Source organism: Mesorhizobium sp. NPDC059025, assembly GCF_042739655.1.
In the GTDB taxonomy this organism is placed as follows: Bacteria; Pseudomonadota; Alphaproteobacteria; order Rhizobiales; family Rhizobiaceae; genus Mesorhizobium.
Map to the genome: position 1 here is coordinate 475,622 of NZ_JBHYIM010000002.1, position 25,639 is coordinate 501,260.

At 62.2% G+C, this 25,639-nt stretch carries 33 protein-coding genes; 16 read left to right on the forward strand and 17 right to left on the reverse strand.

What is annotated here, in order from left to right:
• Positions 1-148: 148 nt before the first annotated feature.
• Positions 149-1,210 carry an aldo/keto reductase gene (locus ACFWYE_RS06530; protein WP_379110313.1) on the reverse strand — a complete coding sequence of 354 codons (1,062 nt, stop codon included), beginning with the start codon at positions 1,208-1,210 and terminating at the stop codon, positions 149-151.
• Positions 1,211-1,340: 130 nt separating this feature from the next.
• Complete coding sequence (locus tag ACFWYE_RS06535) at positions 1,341-1,802, reverse strand: hypothetical protein (protein ID WP_379110315.1); 462 nt, start codon at positions 1,800-1,802, stop codon at positions 1,341-1,343.
• A 300-nt stretch (positions 1,803-2,102) separates the two neighbouring features.
• Between ACFWYE_RS06535 and ACFWYE_RS06540 the strand changes: the two genes are divergently transcribed.
• On the forward strand, positions 2,103-2,267 hold the full coding sequence (locus ACFWYE_RS06540) for a hypothetical protein (protein WP_180882729.1): 165 nt from the start codon (positions 2,103-2,105) through the stop codon (positions 2,265-2,267).
• Between the two features lie 34 nt (positions 2,268-2,301).
• Here the strand turns inward: ACFWYE_RS06540 and ACFWYE_RS06545 are convergent, their stop codons facing one another.
• Positions 2,302-2,820: a DUF1993 family protein gene (locus tag ACFWYE_RS06545; protein WP_379110317.1), complete on the reverse strand. Its 519-nt coding sequence runs from the start codon at positions 2,818-2,820 to the stop codon at positions 2,302-2,304.
• Positions 2,821-2,947: 127 nt separating this feature from the next.
• Between ACFWYE_RS06545 and ACFWYE_RS06550 the strand changes: the two genes are divergently transcribed.
• A complete protein-coding gene (locus ACFWYE_RS06550; protein ID WP_379110319.1) occupies positions 2,948-3,988 on the forward strand; it encodes a DUF1176 domain-containing protein in 1,041 nt (346 codons plus the stop codon).
• A gap of 17 nt (positions 3,989-4,005) precedes the next feature.
• On the opposite strand, the gene ACFWYE_RS06555 is transcribed toward ACFWYE_RS06550, so the two are convergent.
• The 7 genes from ACFWYE_RS06555 to ACFWYE_RS06585 all read right to left on the reverse strand — a co-directional run bounded on the left by ACFWYE_RS06555 (position 4,006) and on the right by ACFWYE_RS06585 (position 10,354).
• Positions 4,006-4,857, reverse strand: a complete 852-nt coding sequence (locus ACFWYE_RS06555) for an alpha/beta hydrolase (RefSeq protein WP_379110628.1) — start codon at positions 4,855-4,857, stop codon at positions 4,006-4,008.
• A gap of 101 nt (positions 4,858-4,958) precedes the next feature.
• Positions 4,959-6,587 (reverse strand): NTP transferase domain-containing protein, encoded by a 1,629-nt coding sequence (locus ACFWYE_RS06560; protein ID WP_379110321.1) that lies wholly within the window; start codon positions 6,585-6,587, stop codon positions 4,959-4,961.
• Positions 6,584-7,288: an XdhC family protein gene (locus tag ACFWYE_RS06565; protein ID WP_379110323.1), complete on the reverse strand. Its 705-nt coding sequence runs from the start codon at positions 7,286-7,288 to the stop codon at positions 6,584-6,586. Before ACFWYE_RS06565 ends, ACFWYE_RS06560 begins: the two co-directional genes overlap by 4 nt.
• Before the next feature lie 12 nt (positions 7,289-7,300).
• Positions 7,301-7,639 (reverse strand): XdhC family protein, encoded by a 339-nt coding sequence (locus ACFWYE_RS06570; protein ID WP_379110325.1) that lies wholly within the window; start codon positions 7,637-7,639, stop codon positions 7,301-7,303.
• 21 nt (positions 7,640-7,660) lie between these two features.
• Complete coding sequence (locus ACFWYE_RS06575) at positions 7,661-8,890, reverse strand: VWA domain-containing protein (protein WP_379110326.1); 1,230 nt, start codon at positions 8,888-8,890, stop codon at positions 7,661-7,663.
• A gap of 6 nt (positions 8,891-8,896) precedes the next feature.
• Positions 8,897-9,829, reverse strand: coding sequence for an AAA family ATPase (locus ACFWYE_RS06580; protein ID WP_379072599.1), 933 nt, complete (start codon positions 9,827-9,829; stop codon positions 8,897-8,899).
• 24 nt (positions 9,830-9,853) lie between these two features.
• Complete coding sequence (locus ACFWYE_RS06585) at positions 9,854-10,354, reverse strand: flavin reductase (protein WP_379110328.1); 501 nt, start codon at positions 10,352-10,354, stop codon at positions 9,854-9,856.
• Positions 10,355-10,525: 171 nt separating this feature from the next.
• Between ACFWYE_RS06585 and ACFWYE_RS06590 the strand changes: the two genes are divergently transcribed.
• The 6 genes from ACFWYE_RS06590 (at position 10,526) to ACFWYE_RS06615 (ending at position 16,027) form a co-directional block, all read left to right on the forward strand.
• A complete protein-coding gene (locus ACFWYE_RS06590) occupies positions 10,526-11,599 on the forward strand; it encodes a branched-chain amino acid ABC transporter substrate-binding protein (RefSeq protein WP_379110329.1) in 1,074 nt (357 codons plus the stop codon).
• Positions 11,599-12,606 (forward strand): P1 family peptidase, encoded by a 1,008-nt coding sequence (locus ACFWYE_RS06595; RefSeq protein WP_379110331.1) that lies wholly within the window; start codon positions 11,599-11,601, stop codon positions 12,604-12,606. The genes ACFWYE_RS06590 and ACFWYE_RS06595 overlap by 1 nt, the downstream gene beginning before the upstream one ends.
• A gap of 70 nt (positions 12,607-12,676) precedes the next feature.
• Positions 12,677-13,399 carry a DUF2259 domain-containing protein gene (locus ACFWYE_RS06600; RefSeq protein WP_379110333.1) on the forward strand — a complete coding sequence of 241 codons (723 nt, stop codon included), beginning with the start codon at positions 12,677-12,679 and terminating at the stop codon, positions 13,397-13,399.
• Between the two features lie 35 nt (positions 13,400-13,434).
• Positions 13,435-13,923 carry a hypothetical protein gene (locus ACFWYE_RS06605; protein WP_379110335.1) on the forward strand — a complete coding sequence of 163 codons (489 nt, stop codon included), beginning with the start codon at positions 13,435-13,437 and terminating at the stop codon, positions 13,921-13,923.
• Positions 13,924-13,984: 61 nt separating this feature from the next.
• Positions 13,985-15,286: an adenylosuccinate lyase gene (gene purB, locus ACFWYE_RS06610; RefSeq protein ID WP_379110337.1), complete on the forward strand. Its 1,302-nt coding sequence runs from the start codon at positions 13,985-13,987 to the stop codon at positions 15,284-15,286.
• A gap of 6 nt (positions 15,287-15,292) precedes the next feature.
• Positions 15,293-16,027: a metallophosphoesterase family protein gene (locus ACFWYE_RS06615; protein WP_379110339.1), complete on the forward strand. Its 735-nt coding sequence runs from the start codon at positions 15,293-15,295 to the stop codon at positions 16,025-16,027.
• Between the two features lie 5 nt (positions 16,028-16,032).
• Here ACFWYE_RS06615 and ACFWYE_RS06620 read toward each other — a convergent pair whose 3' ends face one another.
• Together ACFWYE_RS06620 and ACFWYE_RS06625 are read right to left on the reverse strand one after the other, a co-directional pair.
• Positions 16,033-16,323, reverse strand: a complete 291-nt coding sequence (locus ACFWYE_RS06620; RefSeq protein WP_379110341.1) for a putative quinol monooxygenase — start codon at positions 16,321-16,323, stop codon at positions 16,033-16,035.
• Positions 16,324-16,456: 133 nt separating this feature from the next.
• A complete protein-coding gene (locus ACFWYE_RS06625) occupies positions 16,457-17,359 on the reverse strand; it encodes a VOC family protein (protein ID WP_379072615.1) in 903 nt (300 codons plus the stop codon).
• Positions 17,360-17,517: 158 nt separating this feature from the next.
• Between ACFWYE_RS06625 and ACFWYE_RS06630 the strand changes: the two genes are divergently transcribed.
• On the forward strand, positions 17,518-18,066 hold the full coding sequence (locus ACFWYE_RS06630) for an RBBP9/YdeN family alpha/beta hydrolase (RefSeq protein ID WP_379072617.1): 549 nt from the start codon (positions 17,518-17,520) through the stop codon (positions 18,064-18,066).
• A 41-nt stretch (positions 18,067-18,107) separates the two neighbouring features.
• Here ACFWYE_RS06630 and ACFWYE_RS06635 read toward each other — a convergent pair whose 3' ends face one another.
• Entirely contained in the window at positions 18,108-18,881 is a 774-nt protein-coding gene (locus ACFWYE_RS06635) for an HpcH/HpaI aldolase/citrate lyase family protein (RefSeq protein ID WP_379110343.1), read from the reverse strand.
• A gap of 207 nt (positions 18,882-19,088) precedes the next feature.
• Complete coding sequence (locus ACFWYE_RS06640) at positions 19,089-19,409, reverse strand: DUF1476 domain-containing protein (RefSeq protein WP_054314038.1); 321 nt, start codon at positions 19,407-19,409, stop codon at positions 19,089-19,091.
• Between the two features lie 283 nt (positions 19,410-19,692).
• Between ACFWYE_RS06640 and purC the strand changes: the two genes are divergently transcribed.
• The 5 genes from purC to ACFWYE_RS06665 all read left to right on the forward strand — a co-directional run bounded on the left by purC (position 19,693) and on the right by ACFWYE_RS06665 (position 22,523).
• Complete coding sequence (gene purC / locus ACFWYE_RS06645; protein ID WP_379072621.1) at positions 19,693-20,484, forward strand: phosphoribosylaminoimidazolesuccinocarboxamide synthase; 792 nt, start codon at positions 19,693-19,695, stop codon at positions 20,482-20,484.
• Positions 20,485-20,583: 99 nt separating this feature from the next.
• Positions 20,584-20,826 (forward strand): phosphoribosylformylglycinamidine synthase subunit PurS, encoded by a 243-nt coding sequence (gene purS, locus ACFWYE_RS06650; protein ID WP_379072623.1) that lies wholly within the window; start codon positions 20,584-20,586, stop codon positions 20,824-20,826.
• 3 nt (positions 20,827-20,829) lie between these two features.
• Positions 20,830-21,381, forward strand: a complete 552-nt coding sequence (locus tag ACFWYE_RS06655) for an RNA 2'-phosphotransferase (RefSeq protein ID WP_379110345.1) — start codon at positions 20,830-20,832, stop codon at positions 21,379-21,381.
• Positions 21,378-22,046: a phosphoribosylformylglycinamidine synthase subunit PurQ gene (purQ, locus tag ACFWYE_RS06660; RefSeq protein ID WP_379072625.1), complete on the forward strand. Its 669-nt coding sequence runs from the start codon at positions 21,378-21,380 to the stop codon at positions 22,044-22,046. Before ACFWYE_RS06655 ends, purQ begins: the two co-directional genes overlap by 4 nt.
• A 57-nt stretch (positions 22,047-22,103) precedes the next feature.
• Entirely contained in the window at positions 22,104-22,523 is a 420-nt protein-coding gene (locus ACFWYE_RS06665) for a hypothetical protein (RefSeq protein WP_379072627.1), read from the forward strand.
• Between the two features lie 53 nt (positions 22,524-22,576).
• On the opposite strand, the gene ACFWYE_RS06670 is transcribed toward ACFWYE_RS06665, so the two are convergent.
• Together ACFWYE_RS06670 and ACFWYE_RS06675 are read right to left on the reverse strand one after the other, a co-directional pair.
• Positions 22,577-22,786 (reverse strand): hypothetical protein, encoded by a 210-nt coding sequence (locus ACFWYE_RS06670; RefSeq protein WP_379110347.1) that lies wholly within the window; start codon positions 22,784-22,786, stop codon positions 22,577-22,579.
• Positions 22,787-22,814: 28 nt separating this feature from the next.
• Positions 22,815-22,964, reverse strand: a complete 150-nt coding sequence (locus ACFWYE_RS06675; RefSeq protein WP_379110349.1) for a DUF1127 domain-containing protein — start codon at positions 22,962-22,964, stop codon at positions 22,815-22,817.
• 195 nt (positions 22,965-23,159) lie between these two features.
• On the opposite strand from ACFWYE_RS06675, the gene ACFWYE_RS06680 reads away from it, so the two are divergent.
• Complete coding sequence (locus tag ACFWYE_RS06680; RefSeq protein ID WP_379110350.1) at positions 23,160-24,581, forward strand: PLP-dependent aminotransferase family protein; 1,422 nt, start codon at positions 23,160-23,162, stop codon at positions 24,579-24,581.
• 3 nt (positions 24,582-24,584) lie between these two features.
• Here ACFWYE_RS06680 and ACFWYE_RS06685 read toward each other — a convergent pair whose 3' ends face one another.
• Complete coding sequence (locus ACFWYE_RS06685) at positions 24,585-25,040, reverse strand: nuclear transport factor 2 family protein (protein WP_379110352.1); 456 nt, start codon at positions 25,038-25,040, stop codon at positions 24,585-24,587.
• Between the two features lie 71 nt (positions 25,041-25,111).
• Between ACFWYE_RS06685 and ACFWYE_RS06690 the strand changes: the two genes are divergently transcribed.
• The gene (locus tag ACFWYE_RS06690) at positions 25,112-25,618 is read left to right on the forward strand and encodes a winged helix-turn-helix transcriptional regulator (protein ID WP_379110354.1); all 507 of its coding nucleotides are present in this window, start codon (positions 25,112-25,114) and stop codon (positions 25,616-25,618) included.
• The last annotated feature ends 21 nt before the right edge of the window (positions 25,619-25,639 follow it).

Here is a 25,639-nt window from a genome sequence, read left to right on the forward strand (position 1 = left end):
GTCCTCGCTCAATCTGTCGGACCTTCATGCTGCATCCGAAAACATGCGACTAGAGCAATCCCAGCAAAAGTGTGCAGCGGTTTTACGTCCGGAATTGCGTATAAACAAAGAGGCACAATGTTTCCGTGCTTCCGCTAAGGCGGAAACGCTAGGGACAGGGATTGCCGACGCGCTGATGCACGGCATCGACGGCTTTCTGCATCTCTTCTGTCCAGGCCATATCGGCGCAGCCGAGCGCCGTCTCGAGCTGGGCGATGCTGGTTGCACCGATGATGCTCGACGTGACGAAGGGACGGCTGATCACATATGCGCCTGCAAAGAGCGCCGGCTCCATGCCGAACGAACGGGCCAGTTCATTGTATTCCAGCAGCACAGCGGCGGCGTTCGGTGTCTGGTAGCGTTGGCCGCGGTTGAACAGTTGCGAGCGTGAGCCTGCCGGAAGCGCACCATGGTCATATTTGCCGGTGAGATAGCCCTGCGCCAGCGGCGAGTAGGCCAACAACGAGACATCTTCGCGGGCGCAGACTTCGGCGAGGTTCACCTCGAAGGTGCGGTTGACGAGGTTGTAGGCATTCTGCAGCGAGACGACGCGAGGCCCCAAGCCGCTGTCGCTTTCGGCGAGGAAACGCATCGTGCCCCAGGAACTTTCGTTCGACAGGCCGAAATGACGGATCTTCCCGGCTTTCACGAGCTCGTCGAAGACGGCCAGCGTCTCGCCGATCGGGGTTTCCCCGCCGCCGGGAGAATCCGCGCGCGGCGACGTACCGCCAATCCGCGTGGGATTGGCGCCCCACGGCACATCGCGATCCGGCCAGTGGATCTGGTAGAGGTCGACATGGTCGGTGCCGAGCCTGGCCAGCGATTTGTCGATGGCGTCGAAGATATCCGCGCGCACCAGCCTGGAGGTACGACCGCCGCGGAACCATTCGCTGGCCGTACGGCCAACCACCTTGGTGGCCAGAACGACCTTGTCGCGGTTGCCACGCGCCTTCATCCAGCTGCCGACGATCGTTTCGGTGCGCCCTTGCGTCTCCGCCTTGGGCGGGATCGGATAGAGTTCGGCCGTATCGATGAAGTTGACGCCATGCGCGAAGGCCAGGTCCAGCTGCGCGTGCCCTTCGGTTTCGGTGTTCTGCTGGCCCCAGGTCATGGAACCCAGGCAGATCCTTGAGACAAGAATATCTGTCCGGCCGAGACGGCTTTTCTGCATTTTTTCTCCGGAGAGGGTCTGCAGCCGCAAAGTATGCGGCAATGCGTGGATGGGGGAAGCCCAGCATAGGCAGGCCCGACTTGCAGGCCAAGCCCTGCGAGGCTTCAGGAAAGGCGTGAGACGAAGCGTATTAACGGCGACGCGTGGCAGCCAGGGCTTTTTTCTTGGCGTCGTCGATGAGCATATTGGCCACCTGCATGCGGATCATGGCGCGTTGCCGCAGGTGCGGCGCGACGCGATCCGGATGATTGGTGAAAGCGAAGTCGCGACGCAGGCGTGCGAGATCAGCGGCCTTCGCAATGCGGCCGAGCCCGAGTTCTGAAGCAATTGCCTCGGGATCGATCGGCGGGAGGATCTCCTCCGCCTTGGGATGTTCGTCTGCCAGCGCGACGCGTGCCTGGTCGAGCAGAGCCGAGAACTCGGCGGCCAGGTCAGCGCCGCTCTCACGATATTCGGCTGCCGCTGCCTCGCCCGACACCTTGATACGGCCGGAATGCAGTTCATCGACGACGGAAAGATAGTCGAAGGGAATGGACGGCTTGGCGCCGACTTCGTCTGCTTCACTGGAAGCGACAAAGAGATCGTCGAGCAAGGAAGCGAAATCCTGCTTGGCTCCGGTAGCGATGTCAGCCTCCCAGCAATGCGCGCCCAACCGAACGTGCGCGGACGATACATCCGGCTCGTTAAAAATGCATGCCATCGGCGGCGGGATTTTTAGCGGCCGGCTCGCCGGGTCGAAGCCACAGCGAAGGCATCCCCAAGGTGCCGTGCGGCAGGCTGCGACATATTGTGCAACGCAACATAAAACCAGATACTGCGGCAATGCTGCACTGCAACAATGGTCATGAATCACCTATATGAAGGATGGGAGGACCAACCGGAGCCAAGAACCATGGGGTTCTTCACCGAGATGTTCGCCCGCCCGCGCCCGCAGGAGCAGGTGCGCTATCGCGCCTCGTTGGCGCTTATCTATGCAATGAGCCGCGCCGACCGTGCCGAAGCCGGCATCAAGCCGGCGGACTTTCCGCGCATCGCCCGTATCCCCGCGCTTCGCTGACCGTCGCCATCAATAGGAACGGCGACCCGACACTTCATTCTCGCGATTGCCCCCCGCTGATGAAGGTGACCTTGCCCAGGGGTACCCCATTGTGGCGCAGGATGTCGTAAGCGGTGGTGACGTGGAAATAGAAGTTGGGCATGGCGAAATGCAGCAGATATTGCAGGCCAGGCATTGAAAGCTGCCGGCCACCCAGGCGAAGCTCGACCGTCTTTTCCTCGGAGCCCGCGATGTCCTGCGTCGTGAACGTCGCCAGATAATCCGTGGTGCGGCCGATGCGGGCGTGCAGGTCGTCGAAAGTCTGCTCGTCGTCCTCGAAGCGCGGCGCATCACGTCCGGCCAGCCTTGAGCTTGCGCCCTTGGCATGATCGGTTGCGATCTGCACCTGCCGGGTCAGCGGGTACATGTCCGGCGCCAGACGTGCAAAAAGAAGGACTTCCGGATCGATCTTGCGTTCGGCCGCGTTCTGTTCGGCGGCGTTCAATACGCCGGCCAATGCCTTCAGCCTGGCTTGGAACACCGCGACCGATGCATCATACATGGATATCGCCATGGCCATCTTCCCTTCTGCCCAGGCCAAGACGTAGCGCTTCCAGCGACGATTCTTCAAGTGTCGTCTGGCCGTCACGTGCCTGCCTCATTCGACATCGAAGCTGCTCGCGTAGAGTGGAGATTCTCCGATGAAAAGCGCTTTTTTCACAGCGACCGCAGCCATCGGCCTCGTCCTGTTCGGTCAGGTCGCAAGAGCCGCGGAGCCAACCTATCTTGACGACCGCAGCGACGCCGCCGCCGTCATCCGGTCGCTTTACAATGCGATCAACCGCCACGAATACGCGCGCGCCTGGGACTATTTCGGCGACACCAAACCGGCCAAGGATTTCGACGGTTTCGCCAAAGGATACGAAGGTACCGAAACAGTCGATGTGGTTACCGGCAACGCAGGCAGTGAGGGTGCTGCCGGCAGCATCTACTACACCATTCCGGTCGCCATCCGCGCCGTAGACAAGGCCGGCAACGGCAAGATCTTCGCCGGCTGCTACACATTGCGGCAGGTTAATGCAGAGATTCAGGCTCCGCCTTTCAGCCCGATCCGCATCGAGAAAGGCGACCTCAAGCCTTCCGACAAGGAGTTCGGCGAGGCGCTGCCGGAAAGTTGCGGCGACAGCCCGCCAATCCCGAAAAAGGATGCGGAGCTGGATCAGGCAAAACGAGCTTTTCTCGCGAGCTATGCCGAGGAGTGCGATCAGGAAGGGCCTGCTGGCCGCCAGATCGGCGACCCCACCATCTACAGCATCAGCTACAAGCCTTCGGACGATCAGCCGGACAGGACGGTGCGGCTGTTTCAGTTCTTCTGCTCGATGGCTGCCTACAATGAGAGTTCCATCTACTATTTCTCGGATGCAGAGCAGAGCGTGAACCAGCTACAGTTCGCGGTGCCGGAGCTCGACATCCGTTATGAAAACGGCAACACGGAAGGCAAGGTCGAGCATATCGGCGTCATCGGGTTTCGCACCGTCGACCGACTCATCAACTCCGGCTACGATGAAAATGCTCACACGCTCGTCTCTCACGACAAATGGCGTGGTGTCGGCGATGCCTCATCGAGCGGCACCTACCTGTTTCGCAACGGGGCGTTCGCCCTGGTCCAGTATGACGTCGACGCGAGCTACGACGGCGAGGTCAACCCGGAAACGGTGATCGACTACAACACCGCGCCCTGACCAACCATCGGTCCGGTCTATCTGGTGCGCGACAGCATCCAGTTCAGCGTCTCGCGCCAGTCGGTCATGCGGATCGGCGTGCCATGCGTACCGGTTTCGAAGCGCACGAAGCGGGTCGGGTAGGCCTTCGACCTGGCAAGGATCGAACGGAAGAAAGCTTCCTGGTTTTCAACGGGAAAGACCGGATCCTTGCTGCCCTGTCCAAAAAACACCGGCACACGTCGCTTGAAGGCGGGACTGGCGAAGAAACTCTCGTCCCACAGCGATCCAAGCAACAGCAGCCCGTCGATGCGGTTGCCGGTATCCGGGCGGCCCGCCAGCTTCCAGCACAACGCTCCGCCCATCGAGCCGCAGGCGACGAATATCTTCGCGCCGGGCGAACGCTCGGCGTAGTAGTCGATCAGCGCAGCCACCTGCCCCGCCCCCTTGTCTCCAAAGTCGGTGAAATCCGGCGACAGATAGAGGCCGCCATTGTTGGCCATCAGGTTCTTGAGACGATTGAAGTTGCCGCCGAAGGTGAAATCATCGACGCCCTGCTTGCGGCTGCCGCCTTGCCCATGCAGGTAAAGCACGATGATGGCGGCCTGTTCTGTCTTGCCAACCGCGACGTGGCGCAGCGTGCCCATGTCGGTCTTTAGCGCCAGATCCTGCTGCACATTGCGCACATCGGTCGACGTGTATTGGGGATGTACGCGTCGTTCCGGCACCGCGTCGCGCTCATTGATATCGCGCATCTCGCGATAGTCGATCACACGATAGACGTCGCCCTTCTCCGCGGAAAGAATACCGGGATAGGCAAACAGCTCATCCTTGAACGGCTTCAGCGTTTGCGCGTGCGCAAAAACCACCGTCGAAGCGGAAAACAGCATAACCGCCAGCGCAAGGCAAAGTCCCCTCGCAAGACCTGGCGTGAGAGAAGAGAAGACGGTCACGTTCATGCGAGAGGGTTGCGTTGCCGCAGGCCCCCTTGTCAATCCTGCAACACGCCGCCGGCCTCGGCGAGCGCCTCGCGCGTGTCGACGTCAACGAAGGCAGCGGCACCGATCTCGACATCGATGACGTCCAGTCCCTCCGCTTCAACCAGATGGCGCGCACCGGTGTCGCCCTCGAGATGACCGACGGCAGCGAACAGGGAGCGCGGCAGGATCACGGGGTTGCCGCGGCGCCCGTCATGCGAGGCGCGGACCACTGAACGGCCACCGGAGGTGCGAAAGGCATCGATCAGCCGGTCGAGATCCACAGGCGATACGCCAGGCATGTCGCCAAGCATCACCAGTACGCCGGCGGCGTCATCGGCGAGCGCGGCGACACCAGCCCTTAGCGAGGTCGACAGGCCTTCCCTGAAATGCGCATTTTCGACAAAAGAGGCTTTGAGACCCGCGAGCGCATTTTTCACCCGCTCGGCCTGATGCCCAGTGACCACGATGACGCCGTTTGCCTTCGAGGCCAAGGCTCGTTCCGCACTCTGCCGCACCAGCGGCTTGCCGCCGAACAGCGCGAGCAGTTTGTTCGGCCCATCCATGCGGCTGGAGCGGCCGGCAGCCAGCAGCACAACCGGCACCTTCAGCGCCACCTCTTTCGCATCGCCCTTGCCGGTGGCAAGTTCGCGTGGCTGCGGCCGGGTCGGGATCTCCATCAAGAGCCCACCAACACCCATGCCGGCGATGTCCTCGTTCGTCACCGGAATGCCGGTCATCAGTCGATCCAGCACCCAGTCGAAACCGTTCAGCTTCGGGCTGCGCGCACAGCCCGGCGCGCCGAGTACGGGTTTTCCATGCCGCTCGCCCAGCACGAAAAGATTGCCCGGGTCGACCGGCATACCGGAGCGGTGGACAATGCCGCCGGCAGCGCGGATCGCCGCCGGGATAACGTCCTCATTGGGATCACTCATCGCCGAAGCGCCGAATACCAGCACCATATCGCTGGCGTCCGACAGTTGCTCAATGGCGCGAGCGACATCCGGAGCAGCATGCGGCGTGCGAATCTCGCCGGAGATCGAACTGCCGGTTCGCTCCAGGCGTTCCTCCGTGACCTGAAGGGTCTTGTCCAGCACGCTGCTCTTGATCGAAGGGAGGACTGTCTGCACCACCCCCACCCTGAGGGGTGTGTAGGAATGCATGCGGAAGGCTTCTCGCCCGCGCCCCAGTTCCAGAGCACGCTCCAGCATACTTTCCGGGACGGCAAAGGGGATGATCTTGATCGTCGCCACCATCTGCCCCTCCAGCATCGGCGCGAAGGGCGGCATGGTGGCGATGGTAATGTCGGGATCGACCAGGTTGATGGCATCGATCAATTGCCTGTCGACCGTGAAGACCCCGGAGACGGTGGCATGAAGATTGACGCGGCCGGTGGCGGCAGGTTTCGCCTCGATGCCGGCGAAGGAAAGTCCTGACGCCAGTCGTTCGGCCGCGGCATTTTCCTCGACGTCATCGGCAGCGAGGACCGCGACGATTACGTCGCGCAACCCGGCAGCCCGCATCGCGGCGATGTCTTCGGCGGAGAGCACGCGGGCCTTGCGCAAGCGCCTGTCACCGATCATCGTCGAATGCGCCAGGATGGCACCCTCGGCTTCCTCCAGCGGCACCGGACCGAATTTCACGCTGCTTCGCCCTTGCGCTGAAGGCCACGCGACCGGAAAGCGTCGATCACCTCGGCCAGGACCGCCACCGCGATTTCGGCCGGGCTCGCCGCCCCGATGTCGACGCCGATCGGCGAATGGATGCGTGCGATATCGTCTAAAGCCGCTCCCAAGGCCAAAAGGCGCTCTACACGTTTGGCGTGCGTCTTGCGGCTGCCGAGAGCACCGACATAGAAGCAGCGCGCATCGAGCGCGGCCTTCAATGCGAAATCGTCGATCTTGGGGTCATGTGTGACGGCGGCGAGCGCCGTGTAGCCATCAAGCGGCTGCCGCGCCAGAACATCCTGCGGCCACTCGGCATGCAGCGAAACGTCGGGAAAGCGATCCGGCGTGGCGAATGCAGTGCGCGGATCGATGATCTCGACCGGATAGCCGGCAATCCTGGCCATCGGCGCAAGCGCCTGGCTGATATGGACGGCGCCGATCACCACCAGACGCGGTTGCGGCAGATGGGCGTTGAGGAAGAAGGTGCGGCCCTCGGCCTCGACAGAGCCGGACAATCCGGTGCGGAAAGCCCTTTCGATGGCAGCGCCGAGTTCTCCTGCCACTGTATCGCCTTCGCGCACGACGCGGTCGCGCCCATCGCCAAGATCGGTCACCAGCACCGCCGCGCGGCGTGCGCGGCGCTCTGCGTTCAATGTCTTGAGGACATAGGGATCCATGATGCCCCGTTCCTATCCTAGCCGTTCGACATAGACCTTGATGCGGCCGCCGCAGGAAAGGCCAACCTGCCATGCCGTCTCATCCGCCACGCCGAATTCGAGCATCCTGGCCTTGCCGGAACTGATGACGTCCAGCGCCTCGGCCACCACGGCGCCCTCGACACAGCCTCCGGAAACCGAACCATGGAAACTGCCGTCCGCATCGATCACCAGATGGCTGCCGGCCTGGCGCGGCGCCGAGCCCCAGGTTTCGACAACCGTGGCGATGGCGACATCCTTGCCGTTTTTCATCCAGTCTTCCGCGATGAGCAACGGATCGCGGGCCTCGTCGAGATAGGCGCTGTTCTGCATGGCCGTTCCTCCAGACATTGGCTAGGCCGCCCTTGCCGTGACAGCATCGAGCCAGCGGCGCGGATCATTCTCGCGCTTCGGACCACGACCTAGCGACACACAGAGATCGGCAAGCGCGTTCAGATTGTGTACGGGCCGGAATTCATCGACATGCGGCAGCATCGCCCGCACGCCGCGCGCGCGCGGCTCGAACCCGTCAAAGCGCAGCAACGGGTTCAGCCAGATCAGGCGCCGGCAGGATTTGTGCAGGCGCTCCATCTCGCTGGCGAGCCCGTCGACATGGTCGCGCTCCAGCCCGTCGGTGATCAGCAGCACAACCGCGCCCTGCCCCAGAACACGTCGCGACCACAGCCGATTGAATTCGGCAAGCGTCTCGCCAATGCGCGTGCCGCCCGACCAGTCCTTCACGACAGCGGAAGCATCGGCCAGGGCCTGGTCCGGATCGCGGTGCCGCATCTGGCGCGTCAGATTGGTGAGCCGCGTGCCGAACACGAAGGCATGCACGCGCCGGCGTTTCTCCGTCAGCGCATGCAGGAAATGCAGGAAGATGCGCGTGTACTGGCTCATCGAGCCAGAAATATCGGCCAGCACCACCAGCGGCGGGTGGATCTCGCGCGGCGACCGGAATTTCGGCAGGATCAGCGCCCCGCCGGTGCGGGCCGATGCCCGCATCATGGCGCGCGGATCGATGCGTCGGCCGGACGCGTCGGCCTTGAAGCGCCGTGTCGTTACCATGTCGAACGGCAAGCGCAGTTCCGAGATAGCCCGGCGGGCATCGGTCAGTTCCGCCGCGCTCATCTGGGCAAAATCCTTGCCGCGCAGCATTTCATTGCCGGAAACGGTGAAACGCGCGTCGATTTCGATATCCGGAATCTCGCGCGGCGGCGCCGCGTTCTGATGCCCTTCGAACATCGCATCGCTGACCCGGCTCTCGGCGGCGCGTGGCTTCTGCCGCTCGCGGTTCTCAAGCGCCACCGGCGAGAACATGGCAAGCAGTTTCTCGACAAGCTCGCGCGACTTCCAGAACAGGCGAAATGCCTCGTCGAAGGTGGCATGATCCTCGTGGCGGGTGACAAGCACCGCATGCAGCGTCCAGTAGAAGTCGTCACGGCTGCCGATACCGGCCGTGAGCACCGCCTCGATCGCGTCCTTCACCGAGGCAGGCCCGACCCGCATGCCCGCCTTGCGCAGCGCGCGCGCGAAATAGACGATGTTGTCAGCGATCCGGCCTTCCGGTTGGCTGCCTGTCATCTCACCCTACTCCGCCGCCGAGGCAAGTTCCGCCTGGACTTCCTGGAGAATGCGCCGTCCTTCGCCCTGTTCGATGCGGGCAATGTCGTCCTGGTATTTCAAGAGGACACCGATCGTGTCCGAAACGGTTTCCGGGTCGAGCGCCACCTTGTCGAGCTCAGTCAACGCGCCAGCCCAATCTATGGTTTCCGCCACGCCAGGGGCCTTGAACAATTCGATCTGTCTCAGCTTCTGGATGAATGCGACGACCTCGGACGACAGGCGCCTGTTGGCACCCGGCACCTTGCGCCGGACAATCTCCAGCTCGCGTGCCGCATTCGGATAGTCGACCCAGTGATAAAGGCAGCGACGCTTCAGCGCGTCGTGGATTTCACGGGTGCGGTTGGTGGTGATGATGACGATCGGAGGCTCTTCAGCCTTGATCGTTCCCAGTTCGGGCACCGTGACCTGGAAGTCGGACAGGATCTCGAGGAGGAAGGCTTCGAAAGCCTCGTCGGTACGGTCGAGTTCGTCGATCAGGAAGACAGGGGCGGCCCCTTCCTTGCCGGTCAGCGCATCGAGCACAGGGCGGCGGATCAGATATTTTTCCGAGAAGACATTGCGCTCCATGGTCGAGCGCTCGACCTTGCCCGCCGCCTCTTCCATGCGGATCTCGATCATCTGGGCGGCATAATTCCACTCATAGACCGCCGAGGAAACGTCGAGCCCCTCATAGCACTGAAGGCGGATCAGACGCCGGCCAAGCGCAGACGCCAGCACCTTGGCGATCTCGGTCTTGCCGACACCGGCTTCGCCTTCGAGGAACAGAGGCCGCTTCATGCGGAGCGACAGGAACAGCACCGTCGCCAGCGACCGGTCGGCCACATAGTCCGCGCCGGTCAGGAGATCGAGCGTCTCGTCGATCGTCGCCGGCACGGGGCACGGTTTCAGCTCGGTCATCCTGGCTCCGTGAATGCCCGCGTCCTAGTCCTGCAGTATGCGGTAGCCGCGGTCGTGATAGATCAACGGCTTCAAATTATCGCCGATGCGCAGACCTGTCACCTTGCCAAAAAGCACACGGTGGGTGGCCAAGTCCTTGGTATCGAACAACTCACAGTCGAAAACAGCCAGCGCGTCGGACAGCGTCGGCGCGCCGGTCGACAACGTGTCCCATTGCCCGAGCGCGAAACGCTCATCGAGCGACAGGCCGGTGATGCCGGAAAAACCAACGGACAAGGGCTGATGGTGCGAAGACAACGTGTTCAGGGCAAAATTGCCGTTCTGGATAAACGCTTCGTTCTTGGGATTGACCCGATTGAGGCAGACCAGAACCATTGGCGGCGTGTCCGACACGGAACAGGCCGCAATGACGGTAGCACCACGTCTCCCCGCGACACCGTCAGTGGTGATCACGTGGACATGGCCGGCAAAATGGCTCATCGCGTCGCGATAGGCCTGCGGCTCGACATCATTCTTCATCAGCACGGGCGATTTTCCAGACACCAAACCCCTAGCGCTATATATGACCGCAACCTGCGCACGACAAGCGAAGTGGTTGATGCAGCCGCCGAAATTGCCTTGTTGCACCGAAAGCTGCCAGCCTTTAGGTCTGGACCGGCACCGGTTCGAAAACCGATGGGGGAGCAGTTTATCGGAATGCGACTGCCGAACGCACTCATAGGCCTGCTTGGCGGGCTGCTGCTGACCGGTGCCGCCGCCGCGGCGCCGCTCAACATCGGTATCGCGGCGCCACTGTCGGGTCCGTCCGCGATCCTCGGCAGGCAGATCGAGTATGGCGCGCGGCTGGGCGCTGGATCCCGTGGCGCTGAGACCACCTTTGTCGATGACAAATGCAGCGCGGACGGAGGTGCTGCTGCTGCTGCCCAACTCGTATCGTCCAAGGTTGACGTTGTCGTCGGCTTCCTTTGCACCGACGCGATCGAGGCCGCGATGCCGATCCTGAAACAGGCCGGCATCCCGGTGATAACGCTCGGCGTGCGCAGTGAAGGCCTCACGGACAGGCGTGCCAGGACGGGCTGGCCGGTGTTCCGATTGGGTCCGCGCGGCGATGCCGAACGGGACGCCGCGGGCACGATCCTGTCGAAGCTGTGGCGCGATGTTTCGTTTGCCATCGTCGACGACGGCACCATTTACGGGCGCGAACTGGCGGAGGCGGTGCGGGTCGCGACCCAGCAGGCAGCGCTGAAACCGGTGTTCACCGACACATTCCGCCCCGAACTCGACAATCAGGTCGGCCTTGTCGGGCGGCTGCGCAAAGCCGGTGCAGACGCCGTCTTTGTCGGCGGCGACGGCCGCGATGTCGCCATCATGGCGCGCGACGCGGCCAAACAGGGCTCCGTAATGGCGTTTGCCGGCGGCGAGTCGTTGCGCGCGGCAGCAAGCGATGTGCCTTACGCGACAGGCACCTTGATGATCGCGATGCCGGAATGGGCGGATGTCGCGGACAAGAAGACGCTCGACCTGTTTTCTGCCGGCAAAGTCTTGCCCGAGGGCTACGCGCTGCCGGCCTTTGCCGCGGTCGAGATCGCCGATGCGGCCAGGAAAGCGTCCGAGGCAGACGGGAAGCCATTGGCAACCGTGCTGTCGGGCCGGACTTTCACGACTTCGATTGGCCAGATAACCTTCGACGCGAAAGGCGACCTGACCCGGAACCCCTATCGCGGCTTCCGCTTCGACGGCACGCGTTTCACGCCACTTGAGGAGCAGTGATGTTCCGTACCGGCCAACACAACCTGATCACCGATGTTGCCGGCCTGCGTGTCGGCAACGCCGGCGACGCGCGGCTGAAGTCGGGAACCACTGTTCTCGTTTGTGACGAGCCCGCGGTGGCTGGTGTGCAGGTACTGGGCGGTGCCCCTGGTACACGCGAGACCGACCTGCTCGAGCCGCACAATTCGGTCGAAACCATCAATGCACTGGTGCTTTCAGGCGGTTCCGCCTTTGGCCTCGACGCTGCCTCCGGCGTGCAAGCGGCACTGCGCGAACTGGGCGTCGGCTTCGAGGTCGCGGGCTTTCGCGTGCCGATCGTGCCGGCGGCCATCCTGTTCGACCTTCCCAACAATGGCGACAAGAACTGGGGCCGGTATCCGCCGTATCGTGAGTTCGGATACGAGGCGACACTTGCCGCTTCGACGAATTTCGAGATCGGCACCGCCGGTGCAGGCACCGGCGCCCTGTCTTCCGGCCTGAAGGGCGGCCTCGGCTCCGCTTCGACCGTATTGGACAATGGCATCACTATTGGCGCCCTCGTCGCCGCCAATCCAACCGGCTCGGTGACGCTCGGCGGCAGCCGCCATTTCTGGGCGGCCCCCTTCGAGATCGGTGCTGAGTTCGGCGGCCTGGGCTATCCTTCCCCTCTCCCAGCCGACAGCCGGCAGGTCCGGTTGAAATTCCGCGACAACCCGGTCGGCGCCAACACGACCATTGCAATCATCGCCACCGACGCGGTGCTGACCAAGGCCGCCGCCAAACGGCTGGCGATCGCGGCGCATGACGGCTTCACGCGCGCCATCTGGCCGACCCATACCCCGGTGGACGGAGATCTCGTCTTCGGCCTCTCGACAGGCAGGAGCGGTATGGTGCCCTCGCCGGTAGAAGCCATCGACCTTTATGCCGCGGCCGGCGCCACCATGGCACGGGCGATCGCACGCGCGGTATTCAGCGCGACACCATCGGAAAGCGATCTTTTCCCAACGTGGTCCTCGCTGAAAGGCTGAGTGTACAGCGAGCACCTGCGGCGGGCATACTAGGCATACTAGAGAGAGTTCGAGAGGGCGAATGATGCAAATGCGGTTGGCAAAATTCGTAAGCCTGGCAGGCGCGTTATGGCTGACGGCAAGCACTGCATGGGCAGGCGACGTTGCACAGCTGCAGGTCCTCGGCTTCAGCAAGGGCGGCGGTGTCTTCGCTTTCGAAGAATATGGCGTGCAGGATGGCTCCGGCTTTCCCTACGCCAATCGCTACTACATCGATACGGCGACGGACACATTCGTCAAAGGTACACCGGTGCGTGTACGGATCGATGATGAGAGCGCCTCCCTGCAGGCTGCCCGCAACAAGGCGCGCGAACAGGGCGAGGCTATCGTCAAGCAGGCCGAACTCGACGCCAACCAAGGGTTTACGGCCGGCAGCAATCCTGTGACCGAACTTTCCGCCGACCCGCAGCGCATGGTCGTCAATCCGCGCCCCGTCTTTCCGGCCATCGACGAGCCGCTGGAGTTCAGGCTGAATGAGTTCGTGGCGAGCGGCGATGATGTCTGCGCCAGCCAGGGCGAGACAAAAGGGTTTCGCCTCCTGCGCATCGAGGCAACGCCCAATGGTGCGACGAAACTGCTGCATGAGGACAAATCCATCCCGAAGAGCCGTGGCTGCCCGGCCGGTTACGGGATCGGCGCAGTGCAGACTTATGGCGGCGACAGCCTGTCTGCATTTGCCGTTCTGATCTGGACACGCGGCTACGGCTTTGAAGGTCCGGAATACCGCTGGATCGCAGTGACCGGGCGGCTGTGATCGCGTCTGCCTCGCCAGCTCCGGTAAGTGGCGCGATGGCGACCCGGCTGCATCAGGCTTTGCCTGCGCTGCATACGACAATCGCCGGCACCCTCATCTGGGCCCTTTCGATGGGTGCCAGCGCCTACGTCAGACTGTTTCTGGCCGGCTGGCAGACGCCGGGAAGCATCGTGACGGTGGTGGTGGTGTTTGCCGCCGGAGGGGCTCTCGCCTTTCCGCTTGGTCTCTACGCTGCGCGGCTCGTTTCGCTTGGCCGGTCCGGCGAAGTGGCTTTCGCCGCCTTTCTAGCCTGTCTGATCGCCATGACGATCGCGGTCACCGGTGGGCTCTACGCACTGCAGTACCGTAGCTACTATGCCGAGTGGCACGGTACACCGTTCAGCCTGCGCTGGTTCTTCCAGTTCGCCTTCACCAGTGCGGGCGCACTCTATCAGTTCGCGATGCTCGGTATTCGCTTCTATTTCCCGCTTGGATTCGTCGCGCTGTTTGCCGCTGCGCTGTGGTTTGTCCGCCAGCCGCGTTGAGCATTTTCTCGCGCTCTGTTAGGACGCGGCGTAAGTTTTCCCGAGACATCAGGACGGACCGATGATCCCACGCTACTCCCGGCCGGAAATGGTCGCCATCTGGTCACCGGAAACACGCTTCCGCATCTGGTTCGAAATCGAGGCGTATGCCTGCGACGCATTGGCCGAGCTCGGCGTCATTCCGAAGGAAGCGGCGAGGACCATCTGGGAAAAAGGCGGCGCCGCCAAGTTCGATGTCGACAAGATCGATGAGATCGAACGCGTCACCAAACATGACGTCATCGCTTTCCTGACGCATCTTGCCGAATTCGTCGGTCCGGATTCGCGCTTCATCCACCAGGGCATGACCTCCTCCGACGTGCTCGACACCTGCCTCGCTGTGCAGCTCACCCGGGCCAGCGACATTCTGCTCGCCGACATCGACGCCTTGCTGGCGGCGCTGAAGCGACGCGCCTTCGAACACAAGAACACCGTCACCATCGGCCGCAGCCATGGCATCCATGCCGAGCCGACCACATTCGGCGTCAAGCTGGCGCAAGCCTATGCTGAATTCAGCCGTTGCCGCGAACGCCTCGTCCATGCGCGCGAAGATATCGCCACCTGTGCGATTTCCGGCGCTGTCGGCACTTTCGCCAACATCGAGCCTTATGTCGAAGAACATGTCGCCAGGAAGCTTGGCCTGAAGCCGGAGCCGGTGTCGACGCAGGTTATTCCGCGCGACCGTCATGCCATGTTCTTCGCGACACTCGGCGTCATCGCCTCGTCGGTGGAACGGCTCGCGACCGAGATCCGCCACCTGCAGCGCACCGAAGTGCTGGAAGCGGAGGAGTACTTCTCGCCCGGCCAGAAGGGTTCGTCGGCGATGCCGCACAAGCGCAATCCCGTGCTGACCGAGAACCTCACCGGTCTCGCCCGGCTGGTGCGCGGCATGGCGCTGCCGGCCATGGAAAATGTGGCACTCTGGCACGAGCGCGACATCTCGCACTCTTCGGTCGAGCGCATGATCGGGCCGGATGCGACCATTACGCTCGACTTTGCCCTGGCGCGCCTTACCGGCGTTGTCGACAAGCTGCTTGTCTATCCCGAAAACATGGACAGGAACCTCAACAAGTTCCGCGGCCTGGTCCACTCGCAGCGCGTGCTGCTGGCCCTGACGCAGGCCGGCGTTTCCCGCGAGGATGCCTACAGGCTTGTCCAGCGCAACGCCATGAAGGTCTGGGAACAGGGCGCTGATTTCCTTGAGGAACTGCTTGGCGACAAGGAAGTGACCGCCGCACTCTCGGAAGCCGAGATCCGCGAGAAGTTCGATCTCGGCTACCATACCAAGCATGTCGACACGATCTTCAAGCGGGTGTTCGGATAAGCTCTCATGCGGCTGGCGGTCATTTCCGACATCCATGGCAATCTGCGCGCACTGGAGACGGTGCATCGCGAGATCAAGGCGGCAGCACCCGACCTGATCGTCAATCTGGGCGACTGCCTGTCGGGTCCGCTCTGGCCGGAAGAAACCGCGCAGTATCTGGCCGCGCACGGCTGGCCGACCGTGCGTGGCAATCATGATCGGGAGCTTGCCGAGACGCCGACCGCCGAGCTCGGCGAGTCCGACGCCTTCTCCCACCGGCATCTTTCCAGGGCCTCGAAGGAATGGATCGCGGCGTTGCCCGCCACGATGAGCCTGGAACCGGAAATCTTCCTTTGCCACGGCAGCCCGTCGAGCGACGAGATCTTCCTGCTGGAGGAAGACGGCGGCAACCACTTCTTCCCGTCAACCGAGAGCGCGGTTCGGCGCAAGCTCAGCAACGTCACCGCGGGGCTCGTGCTGTGCGGCCACTCGCATACGCCCCGCGTCGTCCAGGTCTCCGAACGCCAGATCGTTCTCAATCCAGGCAGCGTTGGGGTGCAGGCGTTTCCTGGTCTTACCGTGACGGGCAGCCCGCACGCACGCTATGCGATCGCCACGCGCCAGGACGGCAGATGGTCGTTCGACCTGCGCGCCATAGGCTATGACTGGGCAGAGGCCGCCCACCGCGCGGAAGCCAGCGGTTTTGCCAATTGGGTGCACGGACTCTCGACAGGCTTTGCCGCCGACGCCATCGGCACCTGACGCGTTCAGGCAGCGAACGGGTCCGTCAGGACGACCGTTCCATCCTTCGCCTTGTGCGCATTGATCAGCGGCACCAGCCGGCGGAAATGTTCGGTCCGGCAATGGGTGTCCAGCGCGGCGCTATCCGGCCATTTCTCGACGAAGACGAAATGCCCTGGATCCTTCTGGTCGACAAAAAGCTCATAGGAGATGCAAAGCGGCTCCTGCCGCGTCTTCTCGACAAGTTCAGCGTAGAGCGGTCTCACCGTGTCGATGGCTTCTGGCCTGATGAAGTCCTCGGCGATGACTTTGAGCATGAGCGTGCCTTCTTGCGAAATGCCAACAGCCGAGCCCGCTCGACGCGGACTCGGCTGCAGATATCTAGCATCGCTGAGAGCTCGACGGTGTCAGGATTGCTTCTGGATCACCAGATGGCTCGGCCAACGCCACTCAGCCGGGCTGTCCAGGCACCGCACGGATTTCGGTCCCCCAAGGATCGATATAGGTTGACGATGCCGAAGCCTGCGACGAGCGCATCTCGACCCATGACAGACCCGAACGGCCAGCGTCGCGCTTGCCAGCGCCCGCGCTCTGCCAGGTGTTGGCGCCGATATGGTGGTGATAGCCGCCAGACGACAGGAACACTGCCTGCGTACCGTATTTGGTGACCGTGTCGAAGCCGAATTCGGTATTCCACCAGGCCTCGGCCTGGTTTGGGTCGCCGACCCGCAGATGAACGTGGCCGACCACCGTGTTTTCCGGGGCGCCTTTCCAGCCGGCGTCACCGGCGGGCACGGAACCGATCACACCGGGGATATCCATGCGGACCGTCGCCATTTCGACGGTCGGGCCATTCCACTTCCAGGTGTCGCGCGGACGATCGGCGTAGATCTCGATGCCATTGCCTTCGGGATCGGTGAGATAAGCGGCTTCAGAGACCAGATGATCCGAAGCGCCCTCGACCGCGATCTTGTTTTCGATGGCGTGGTTGATCCAGCGACCGAGATCGGCACGGCTGGGCAGAAGAAAAGCCGTGTGGAACAGACCGGCGCTGCGCGGATCATCCGGCTTGGCAGCAGTGTCACGCTCCAGCACGAGAAGCGGGCGATTGGCCGCGCCGAGCGTAATCGTCTCGCCATCGCGGGCAAGTTCCTGCAGACCGACGACCGCGCCATAATACGCGGCAAGCTTGTCGGCGTCGCGAGCTTTCAAACCGACACGAGCAACGCTGACCGGTGTGGTGGCGGCAAAGGGTAAAGTGCTCATCCTGGTCTCCGAGCGGGTCGCACCTGTCATGGCTCCGAGAGCCAACGCACCGGTTGCACCCATCATTGTACGTCGCGTCAGTCGCAAAGTCCTATCTCCGAAGGCACGCGGCGGTGATTGTGTCACCCAGCAAATGGAAGATTTCCATCGTTCACACAAGACAGCAAAAATCGAACACGTCGTTCACATGACGACGACGATGCCACACCATTGCGCCCGGCGACGGCGCTCGCTACATCGGGGCCATGAAAGTCAAGGACGCCGACATCCTCATCGTACCCGGCTACACCAATTCGGGGCCTGACCACTGGCAGAGCCGCTGGGAGGCAAAACTGTCGACAGCACGCCGCGTCGAACAGGCCGAATGGTCAAAGCCCGTGCGCGAAGATTGGACGGCACGCGTCGCCGAAGCCGTCAACGAAGCGACCAAGCCGGTCGTGCTCGTCGCACATTCGCTCGGCGTGCCCACCGCCATCCAGGCACTGCCGCTGTGCAAGAAGCCGATTGTCGGCGGATTTTTCGTGGCGCCGCCGGATGTGGCCAATCCGAAGATCAAGCCGAAACACCTGATGACCTTCGGCCCCTACCCTCGCGACCCGCTGCCGTTCCCCTCGATGGTGGTTGCCAGCCGCAACGACCCGTTCTGTGATTTCGAAATCGCAGAAGACCTAGCCAACGCATGGGGCTCGCTGTTCATCGACGCCGGTGAAACCGGCCATCTCAATTCAGAATCCGGCCACGGGCCATGGCCGGAGGGTTCGATGACCTTCGCCCATTTCCTGTCACGATTATAGTAGGCAGCGAGTAGCGAGTGGTGGTTTTGTCCACTCACCACTCACTGTCCAATCGACGCTTTCACGCTTGCCAGCAGCGTCTTGGCGCCCAGGCCGACCAATGCCTGTTCGGAGCCCATGGCAAGAAGCCTGTAGCCCATCTTGACCAGACGGCCGCCGAGGCTGGCATCCAGGACATAGATCGCCGCATGCTTGCCCGCCTTGCGGCTGCGCTCGGCGATCAGGGCGATCGTCTCCATCATGTCCTCAAGCGTCGAGTCCACGACAGCGCCATTGCTCCAGGCAATCGAGAAATCCGACGGTCCGACAAAAATACCGTCGATACCGGGCGTTTCGAGAATGCCGTCCAGTGCCGCCAGCGCCGCACGTGTCTCGACCATGGCGAAAGCCAGGGTGCGCTGGTTGCTCTCTTTCAGCCAGTCGGCCTGTGTGCCTTTGCCGTAGCGCGGCAAGGCATAGGTCGGGCCCCAGGAGCGCTCGCCAAGCGGCGGATACTTCATGGCCGCGGCAAAAGCCCTGGCGTCGGCCACCGAATTGACCATCGGCGCGATAACCGCCTCGGCGCCGAAATCCAGCGCGCGGCTGGCCATGTCGAAACGGCCGACCGGAATGCGCACGAGCGCGGGCTTGCCGACCGACTGTATCGGCGCGATCGAGCGCAGGACACTGTCCTCATTGTGGCCGCCATGCTGCATGTCGAGCGTTACCGCGTCGAAGCCCTGCCTGGCGACGATCTCGACGGTCAACGCATCCGGCACGCCCGACCAGGCGGTGCACAGCGTTTCATCGGCTTCCAGACGGGCTTTCAGGGACATCGGCTATTTCCTCTCAAGATACATTCCAGCAAAAGTGCGCAGCGGTTTGCGTCCGGAATTGCTTAACACATAAAGCAGGAGCGTTTCCGCGAAAACGGAAACGCTCGAATTGAATCCAGTTTCAGCCGGAAACGACGGAAAAGGCAAAGAAAAACCGCCCGGCGAAACCGGGCGGTCCATTGGTCCAGCCTTGCCGGCACTAGACGATCAGGTGTTCTTGATCTGCTCAATGGCCTGAGCCATGAGCTCGTCCATGGTGCGACGGATCTGATGATCGGACTGGTCGATATTGGCGGCATCGAAATCCTTGCGGATCTTGCGGAAGACATCATGGTCACCCGCTTCCTCGATGTCTGAAACCACGACTTCCTTGGCATAGGCGTCGGCGTCGGCGCCGGTCTTGCCCAGTTTCTCGGCCGCCCACAGGCCCAGCGCCTTGTTGCGACGCGCGTTCGCCTTGAAGCGCAGTTCCTCGTCAAAGACGAACTTGCGCTCGAAGCCCTCTTCGCGGTCCTTCATGCTGCTCATCGCAAATCCTCCGGTGGAACCGATTCGGTTGGTGGTCGATAGATGCCTGTCTGGTTTTCTCAAACCAAATGGCTGGCGCGCGGTCAATATGCGATCTTGTCTGGCGCCCGCTTGTTGCGTTGCGGCATTTCGGCCCGGAAAGCGGTGATTCAACCGATTTGCCGATTGAGCGACGTCCACGATTGCGGTAGAGACCGCGATTGAGACCATAGACGCGCCAATGTGCCGCGAAAGAAAGGGACCGGTCGTTGTCACCTGCCCTTCCAACCAGAGAAAAAATCCGATGAAGTCACGCCGCCGCATTTATGAAGGCAAGGCCAAGATCCTTTATGAAGGACCGGAGCCCGGAACGCTGATCCAGTTCTTCAAGGATGACGCAACCGCGTTCAACAAGAAGAAGCATGAAGTGGTCGACGGCAAGGGCGTGCTCAACAACCGCATTTCCGAGCACATCTTCAACCATCTGAACCGCATGGGTATCCCGACCCACTTCATCCGCCGGCTCAACATGCGCGAGCAGTTGATCAAGGAAGTCGAAATCATTCCGCTGGAAGTGGTGGTGCGCAACGTTGCCGCCGGCTCGCTGTCCAAGCGGCTCGGCATCGAGGAAGGCACCGTGCTGCCGCGCTCGATCATCGAGTTCTACTACAAGGCCGACGCGCTGGACGATCCGATGGTGTCGGAAGAACATATCACGGCCTTTGGCTGGGCAAGCCCGCAGGAAATCGACGACATCATGGCACTTGCCATCCGCGTCAACGACTTCCTCTCTGGCCTTTTCCTCGGCGTCGGCATCCAGCTTGTCGATTTCAAGATCGAATGCGGCCGCCTGTTCGAGGGCGACATGATGCGCATCGTCGTGGCCGACGAGATTTCGCCCGACTCCTGCCGCCTGTGGGATGTCGCCACCCAGGACAAGCTCGACAAGGACCGCTTCCGTCGCGACATGGGCGGGCTGGTTGAGGCCTACCAGGAAGTGGCGCGCCGCCTCGGCATCATGAACGAGAACGAGCCGCAGCGTCCGACCGGACCAGTCCTGGTCGCGTCGACCGGTCCAAAGGACACCAAGCACTGAGACGATTGCCGCGCCGACTTCCTTCAGAGGTCGGCGCATCTGGTTCCCGGAGGCAGCTTTCGCGGAGCCGATCAACGACCACAACGAGGATTGCATAGCGTGATTAAGGCCCGTGTCACCGTAACCCTGAAGAATGGCGTGCTAGACCCGCAGGGCAAGGCGATCGAACATGCGCTGGGCGGCCTCGGCTTCGACGGCGTCGGCCAGGTGCGCCAGGGCAAGGTGTTCGACATCGAGCTCGATGGCACCGACAAGGCCAAGGCAGAGACCGCGCTCAAGGCGATGTGCGACAAGCTGCTGGCGAATACGGTGATCGAGAACTACGCGGTGGAGATCGCCTGAAGGGTGTCCAAGGACGTCCAGATATCGAAATTCATGAGCCTCGTTCTTCGGCATGCGCCCGAAGAGGCAGGCTTGACGCTGGACGCGAACGGCTGGACGGACTTCGATCGGCTCTGCGAGGTCCTTGAGGCGCGTTTCCACGCGCAGAAGCCGGATGTGGAACGGATCGTCGCAGAAAATCCGAAGAAACGGTTCGTGCTCGAGGGCAACCTCATCCGAGCCGCCCAGGGACATAGTGTCGAGATCGATCTTGGTCTTTCTCCCTCCACGCCGCCTGATACGCTTTATCACGGTACGAAAGCGGACTTTATGGGTTCGATCTTCGAACAAGGCTTGAAGAGCCAGTCGCGCCAGCATGTCCATCTGTCAAAGGACATCACCACGGCAAAGGTGGTTGCTGCGCGCCGCAAGGGTCAGGATGCGATCCTGGCCGTTGATAGCGGCACAATGGCGAAAGATGGAATCTTGTTCTTTCTTTCCGAAAATGGTGTGTGGCTGACCAACCATGTTCCATCTCGATACCTCAAACAGCTGACCGAGCAGGAAGTGTCATGAAAACCGCTGTCGTCCTCCTCCCCGGCCTCAATCGCGACCGCGACATGATCGCGGCGCTGACCAAGATTTCGGGCACCGCGCCGGCTACCGTCTGGCAGACCGACACGGAAATCCCCGATGTCGACCTGATCGCCATTCCGGGCGGCTTCTCGTTCGGCGACTATCTGCGTTGCGGCGCGATCGCGGCACGCTCGCCGGTGATGCGTGCGGTGGCGGAGAAGGCTGCAAAAGGCGTGATGGTGGTGGGCGTCTGCAACGGCTTCCAGATCCTTGTCGAAGCCGGTCTTCTGCCGGGCGCGCTGATGCGCAATGCCTCGCTGAAATTCGTCTGCCGCGAAGTGAAGCTGCAGGTGACCAACGCCAATACGGCGTTTACCCGCGGCTACCAGCCGAACCAGATCATCCGTTGCCCGGTTGCGCATCATGACGGCAACTATTTCGCCGAAGCCGAGACACTTGCCCGCATCGAGGGCGAAGGCCGCGTCGTGTTCCGTTATGCCGAAGGCACCAACCCGAACGGCTCGATCAATGACATCGCCGGCGTCATCAATGACAAGGGCAATGTGCTGGGCCTGATGCCGCATCCCGAAAACCTGATCGAGGCGGCACATGGCGGCGTTGATGGCCGCGCGCTTTTCGAAGGCGCGCTTGGCATCGCAGCCTGAACCATCTCTTCTTCCGACACCGACCAGATCTCATCTCGACTTGGGGAAGCCGAAACGATGAATGCAGCAAAGATGGCCGTCCGTTTCGGTTTCGTCGCCCTGGCGGGCCTCGCGCTGGTCGCCTGCCAGTCGAAGTCCTACAATTCCGCACCAAGCGGCGGCGGCAAGAGCGCATCGCTGCGCGCCATGGAACAGGTGGCGATCGCCGCGCACAAATGCTGGATCGCATCCAAGGATCCGGCTTTCAAATCCTACCAGATGGCCAATGAACTCAACAATTTCGGCGGAACGCCGCGCTTCCTGCTTGTGCCGGCCAAGCACTACGGCGGCAAGCCGCTTCTGGTGGTGCAGGCGCAGGGTGCCTCCAGCCGCGTCGAAGTGTTCGGCCCGCTGATGAGCGAGCCGCTCTCCGGTCGCATCGGCTCCGACATTGCTCGCTGGCAGACCGGCAACAGTGACTGCGGCGCCAAGGCTTAATCACCAGAGCGCACCACTCTTCCGGGTTCGACCGCCCCCAGGTTCCCGGCCGATCAGGACGACTTCATTTTCGCTCGCGTGCGTCTCGGCATGCCGAGTTCGGCAAGCTTTTCATCGTCGAGTTCCATCAGCCCCCGGCGGGTAAGCTGATGTTGCGGCAGCGCGCTCCAGCCACGCGTCAGCCTTTCGAACAACCTTGCAAGAGGCGGCCGCGCCGGTTCGGTGGAGTGTATCGGCGCGGGATATCTCTTCTTCCGTTGCATCGAAATGCCCTTCAAGCGGACCGCATGCTCAATCGAAGAACGAGCGCATACCTTCGCGATAGGCGTCGGAGCGGGAAACCCCGATGTCTTTCAGCTGTTCGTCGGTCATTTCCAGCAGCGCCAGGCGGCTGCGGCGGCGCTCGAGCGCCCTGCCCAGCCAGGTTGGCGACGAAGTCATCATCATCGTCACACGGCGGCAAAATCCCGAGAAGCCAGACGGCTGCTCGATCTGGATGATCGAAGACGATTGTCTCCGATAAATTGTCTCTATTGCACTTGCCATAACAGCACCATTGTCACAATTACCGCGACAATCGCGGTGCAATGCATATGTATTGACTCTCAGATTGATACAATATACTAAATTGCCACCATGACAAATTGGCTCCCCGACCTGTCCTCCGGCAATGGCCCGCTCTATCAGCGCCTTGCCGATCGCATAGAAGCCGATATCGACCGTGGCGTGCTCGGTGCCGGCACCAAATTGCCTCCTCAGCGCGACCTCGCCTACGACATCGGCGCCACAGTCGGCACGATCGGTCGCGCCTATCAGTTGCTGCGCGAGCGCGGTCTTGTCAGCGGTGAGGTCGGTCGCGGCACCTATGTGCTCAAGCGACACTCCGACAACATGCAGCAAGGCGATGCAAATCCCCTGCCCACGCATCCGGAAGGAACGCGCCTGACCGTGGCGCCGGCTGGCAAGCTACGCCTCGACAGTACGGCAGCCCCCGACACAGGCCAGGGTGGTGCCATCACCGATCTCCTGGCGCAGATCACACGCGACCACGCCTATGAGATCGCCAGCTACACGCGTGATTTCCCACAGCGCTGGATGGATGCCGGCAGCCTGTGGCTTGCCCGCAACGGCTTTCGCCCTGCCCCTGACAGCATCGTGCCGACACTCGGCACGCATGCGGCGGTGATGGCCGCTATCGCTGCGCTGACCGCGCCCGGCGACTATATCGCTTTCGAGCATCTCACCTATTCACAAGTGTCGCGCAGCGCAGGACTTGTCGGGCGACGCATCGCGCTGGTCGGCTCCGACGCCGAGGGCATCGATCCCGAGGATTTCGAGCGCGTCTGCGCACAAAAGCATCCCAGGATGATGTTCCTGATGCCAACCGTGCAGAACCCCACACTGGCAACGATCGACGTCGGCCGCCGCCGCGACATCGCGCTGATCGCACGCGAATACAATGTGCTGCTGGTCGAAGACGATCTCTATGGCGGCCTTACCGACGACAAGACACCGCTGCTTGCCGAATTCGCTCCCGAACGCACGATCGTCGCCAGCGGCCTGTCCAAATCCGTGTCGGCGGGGGTTCGTGGCGGTTGGCTGTCCTGCCCGCCTGCCTACCGGCACCGCATCCAGGTGGCACACAAGATGCTGACCGGCGGCATACCCTTCCTGCTCGCCGAAGTCGGCTCGAGGCTGGTGCATTCCGGCAAGGCGCATGAAATTCGCCGCAACAGCATTGCCGAAATCAATGCCCGCATCGCCATCGTGCGCGAAAAACTGGCTGGCTTCACTTTCCAGGCTCGCGACAATGTCCCCTTCGTCTGGCTGACTCTGCCGGACCCCTGGCTTTCCGGCACGTTCAAGAACGCATCGTTCGAGAACGGCGTGCTGCTCGACGACGAGGACGAGTTCAAGGCCGGCCGATCGGAACAGGTCTTCCATGCCGTGCGGTTTGGCATCTCGGCGCCAGGACCGCGCTCCGATGTCGCGCGCGGCGTCGAGATCATCCGCCGGCTGCTTGAAGAAGGCCGCGCCGGTTACGATTCCTTCGGTTGAACTTCAATCCGTGATCGGTGCCGCATGTGCTTCTGCATTGCCGGCGGCTGCCAAGCGATCCAGCGTTGCAACCAGCCCCGCCGTATCAGGGCAGATATGCAACGACGTCATCTTGCCCCATGCCAGATGCACGGCGTGTATGCCGCGATTGCAGGTGCGCACGCCATCGGTGCCGCTGTTGGTTTCCAGCCAGGTGACTATGGCCAGTGTATTCCATGGCGGCCCGCTGACGGCGATCCGATCCAGCTCGAAATGCAGGTCCGGCAGCAACCTATAAAGGCGCTCATACCATTCCTTCGTCTTCGGCAAAGACGTGCGCACACCGGAAAGCGCGTGCCCCTCGCCAAGGAAACGATGCTCGAAACGCGATGCGAAGCCTGCGAGCACAGGGCCGGCATCGCCCCTGTTCACGCTGTCGAACAGGGAGCGGATTCTTGCGCGGACAACTGCATGGTACATGCCACCCCTCCAAGTTCAATGATTGAACCTACTGGCTTGAGTTCAATCACGCAACCCACTAGCCTGGACAGATGAAGAAGGTCAGCTTTGGCGAAATGCGCTGTTCCCTGGCGCGATCCCTGGAGATCATCGGCGACTGGTGGTCCCCTCTCATCATCCGCGATGTCTATCTCGGCCTCGTGCGCTTTGACGACATCGCACTCAATCTCGGCATCTCGCGCAACCTGCTGACGCTGCGACTCCGGCATCTTGTCGAGGGCGGTGTGCTGAAACGCTCGGCCTACCAGAAACGGCCTCTCCGTTTCGACTACCAGCTCACCGAAGCTGGAGAAGAACTGGTTCCCGTCATCCTTGCCCTGACGGCCTGGGGTGATCGCTGGGCGCAACCACGGGAAGGGCAGCCGATCCGATTCCTGCACAAGGCCTGCGGCTGCACACTCATCTCGAAAATCGCCTGTTCTGCATGCGGTGAAGACGTGACGGCAGCTGATGTGAGCGCCGTGCCTGGCCCCGGCGGTGCCGCCCTGCCCGGCACGATGGTGCTGGCAAAACGTCTCGCACAGGCAGCCAGGGCCTGATCACTGGCAAACTGCCTGTGG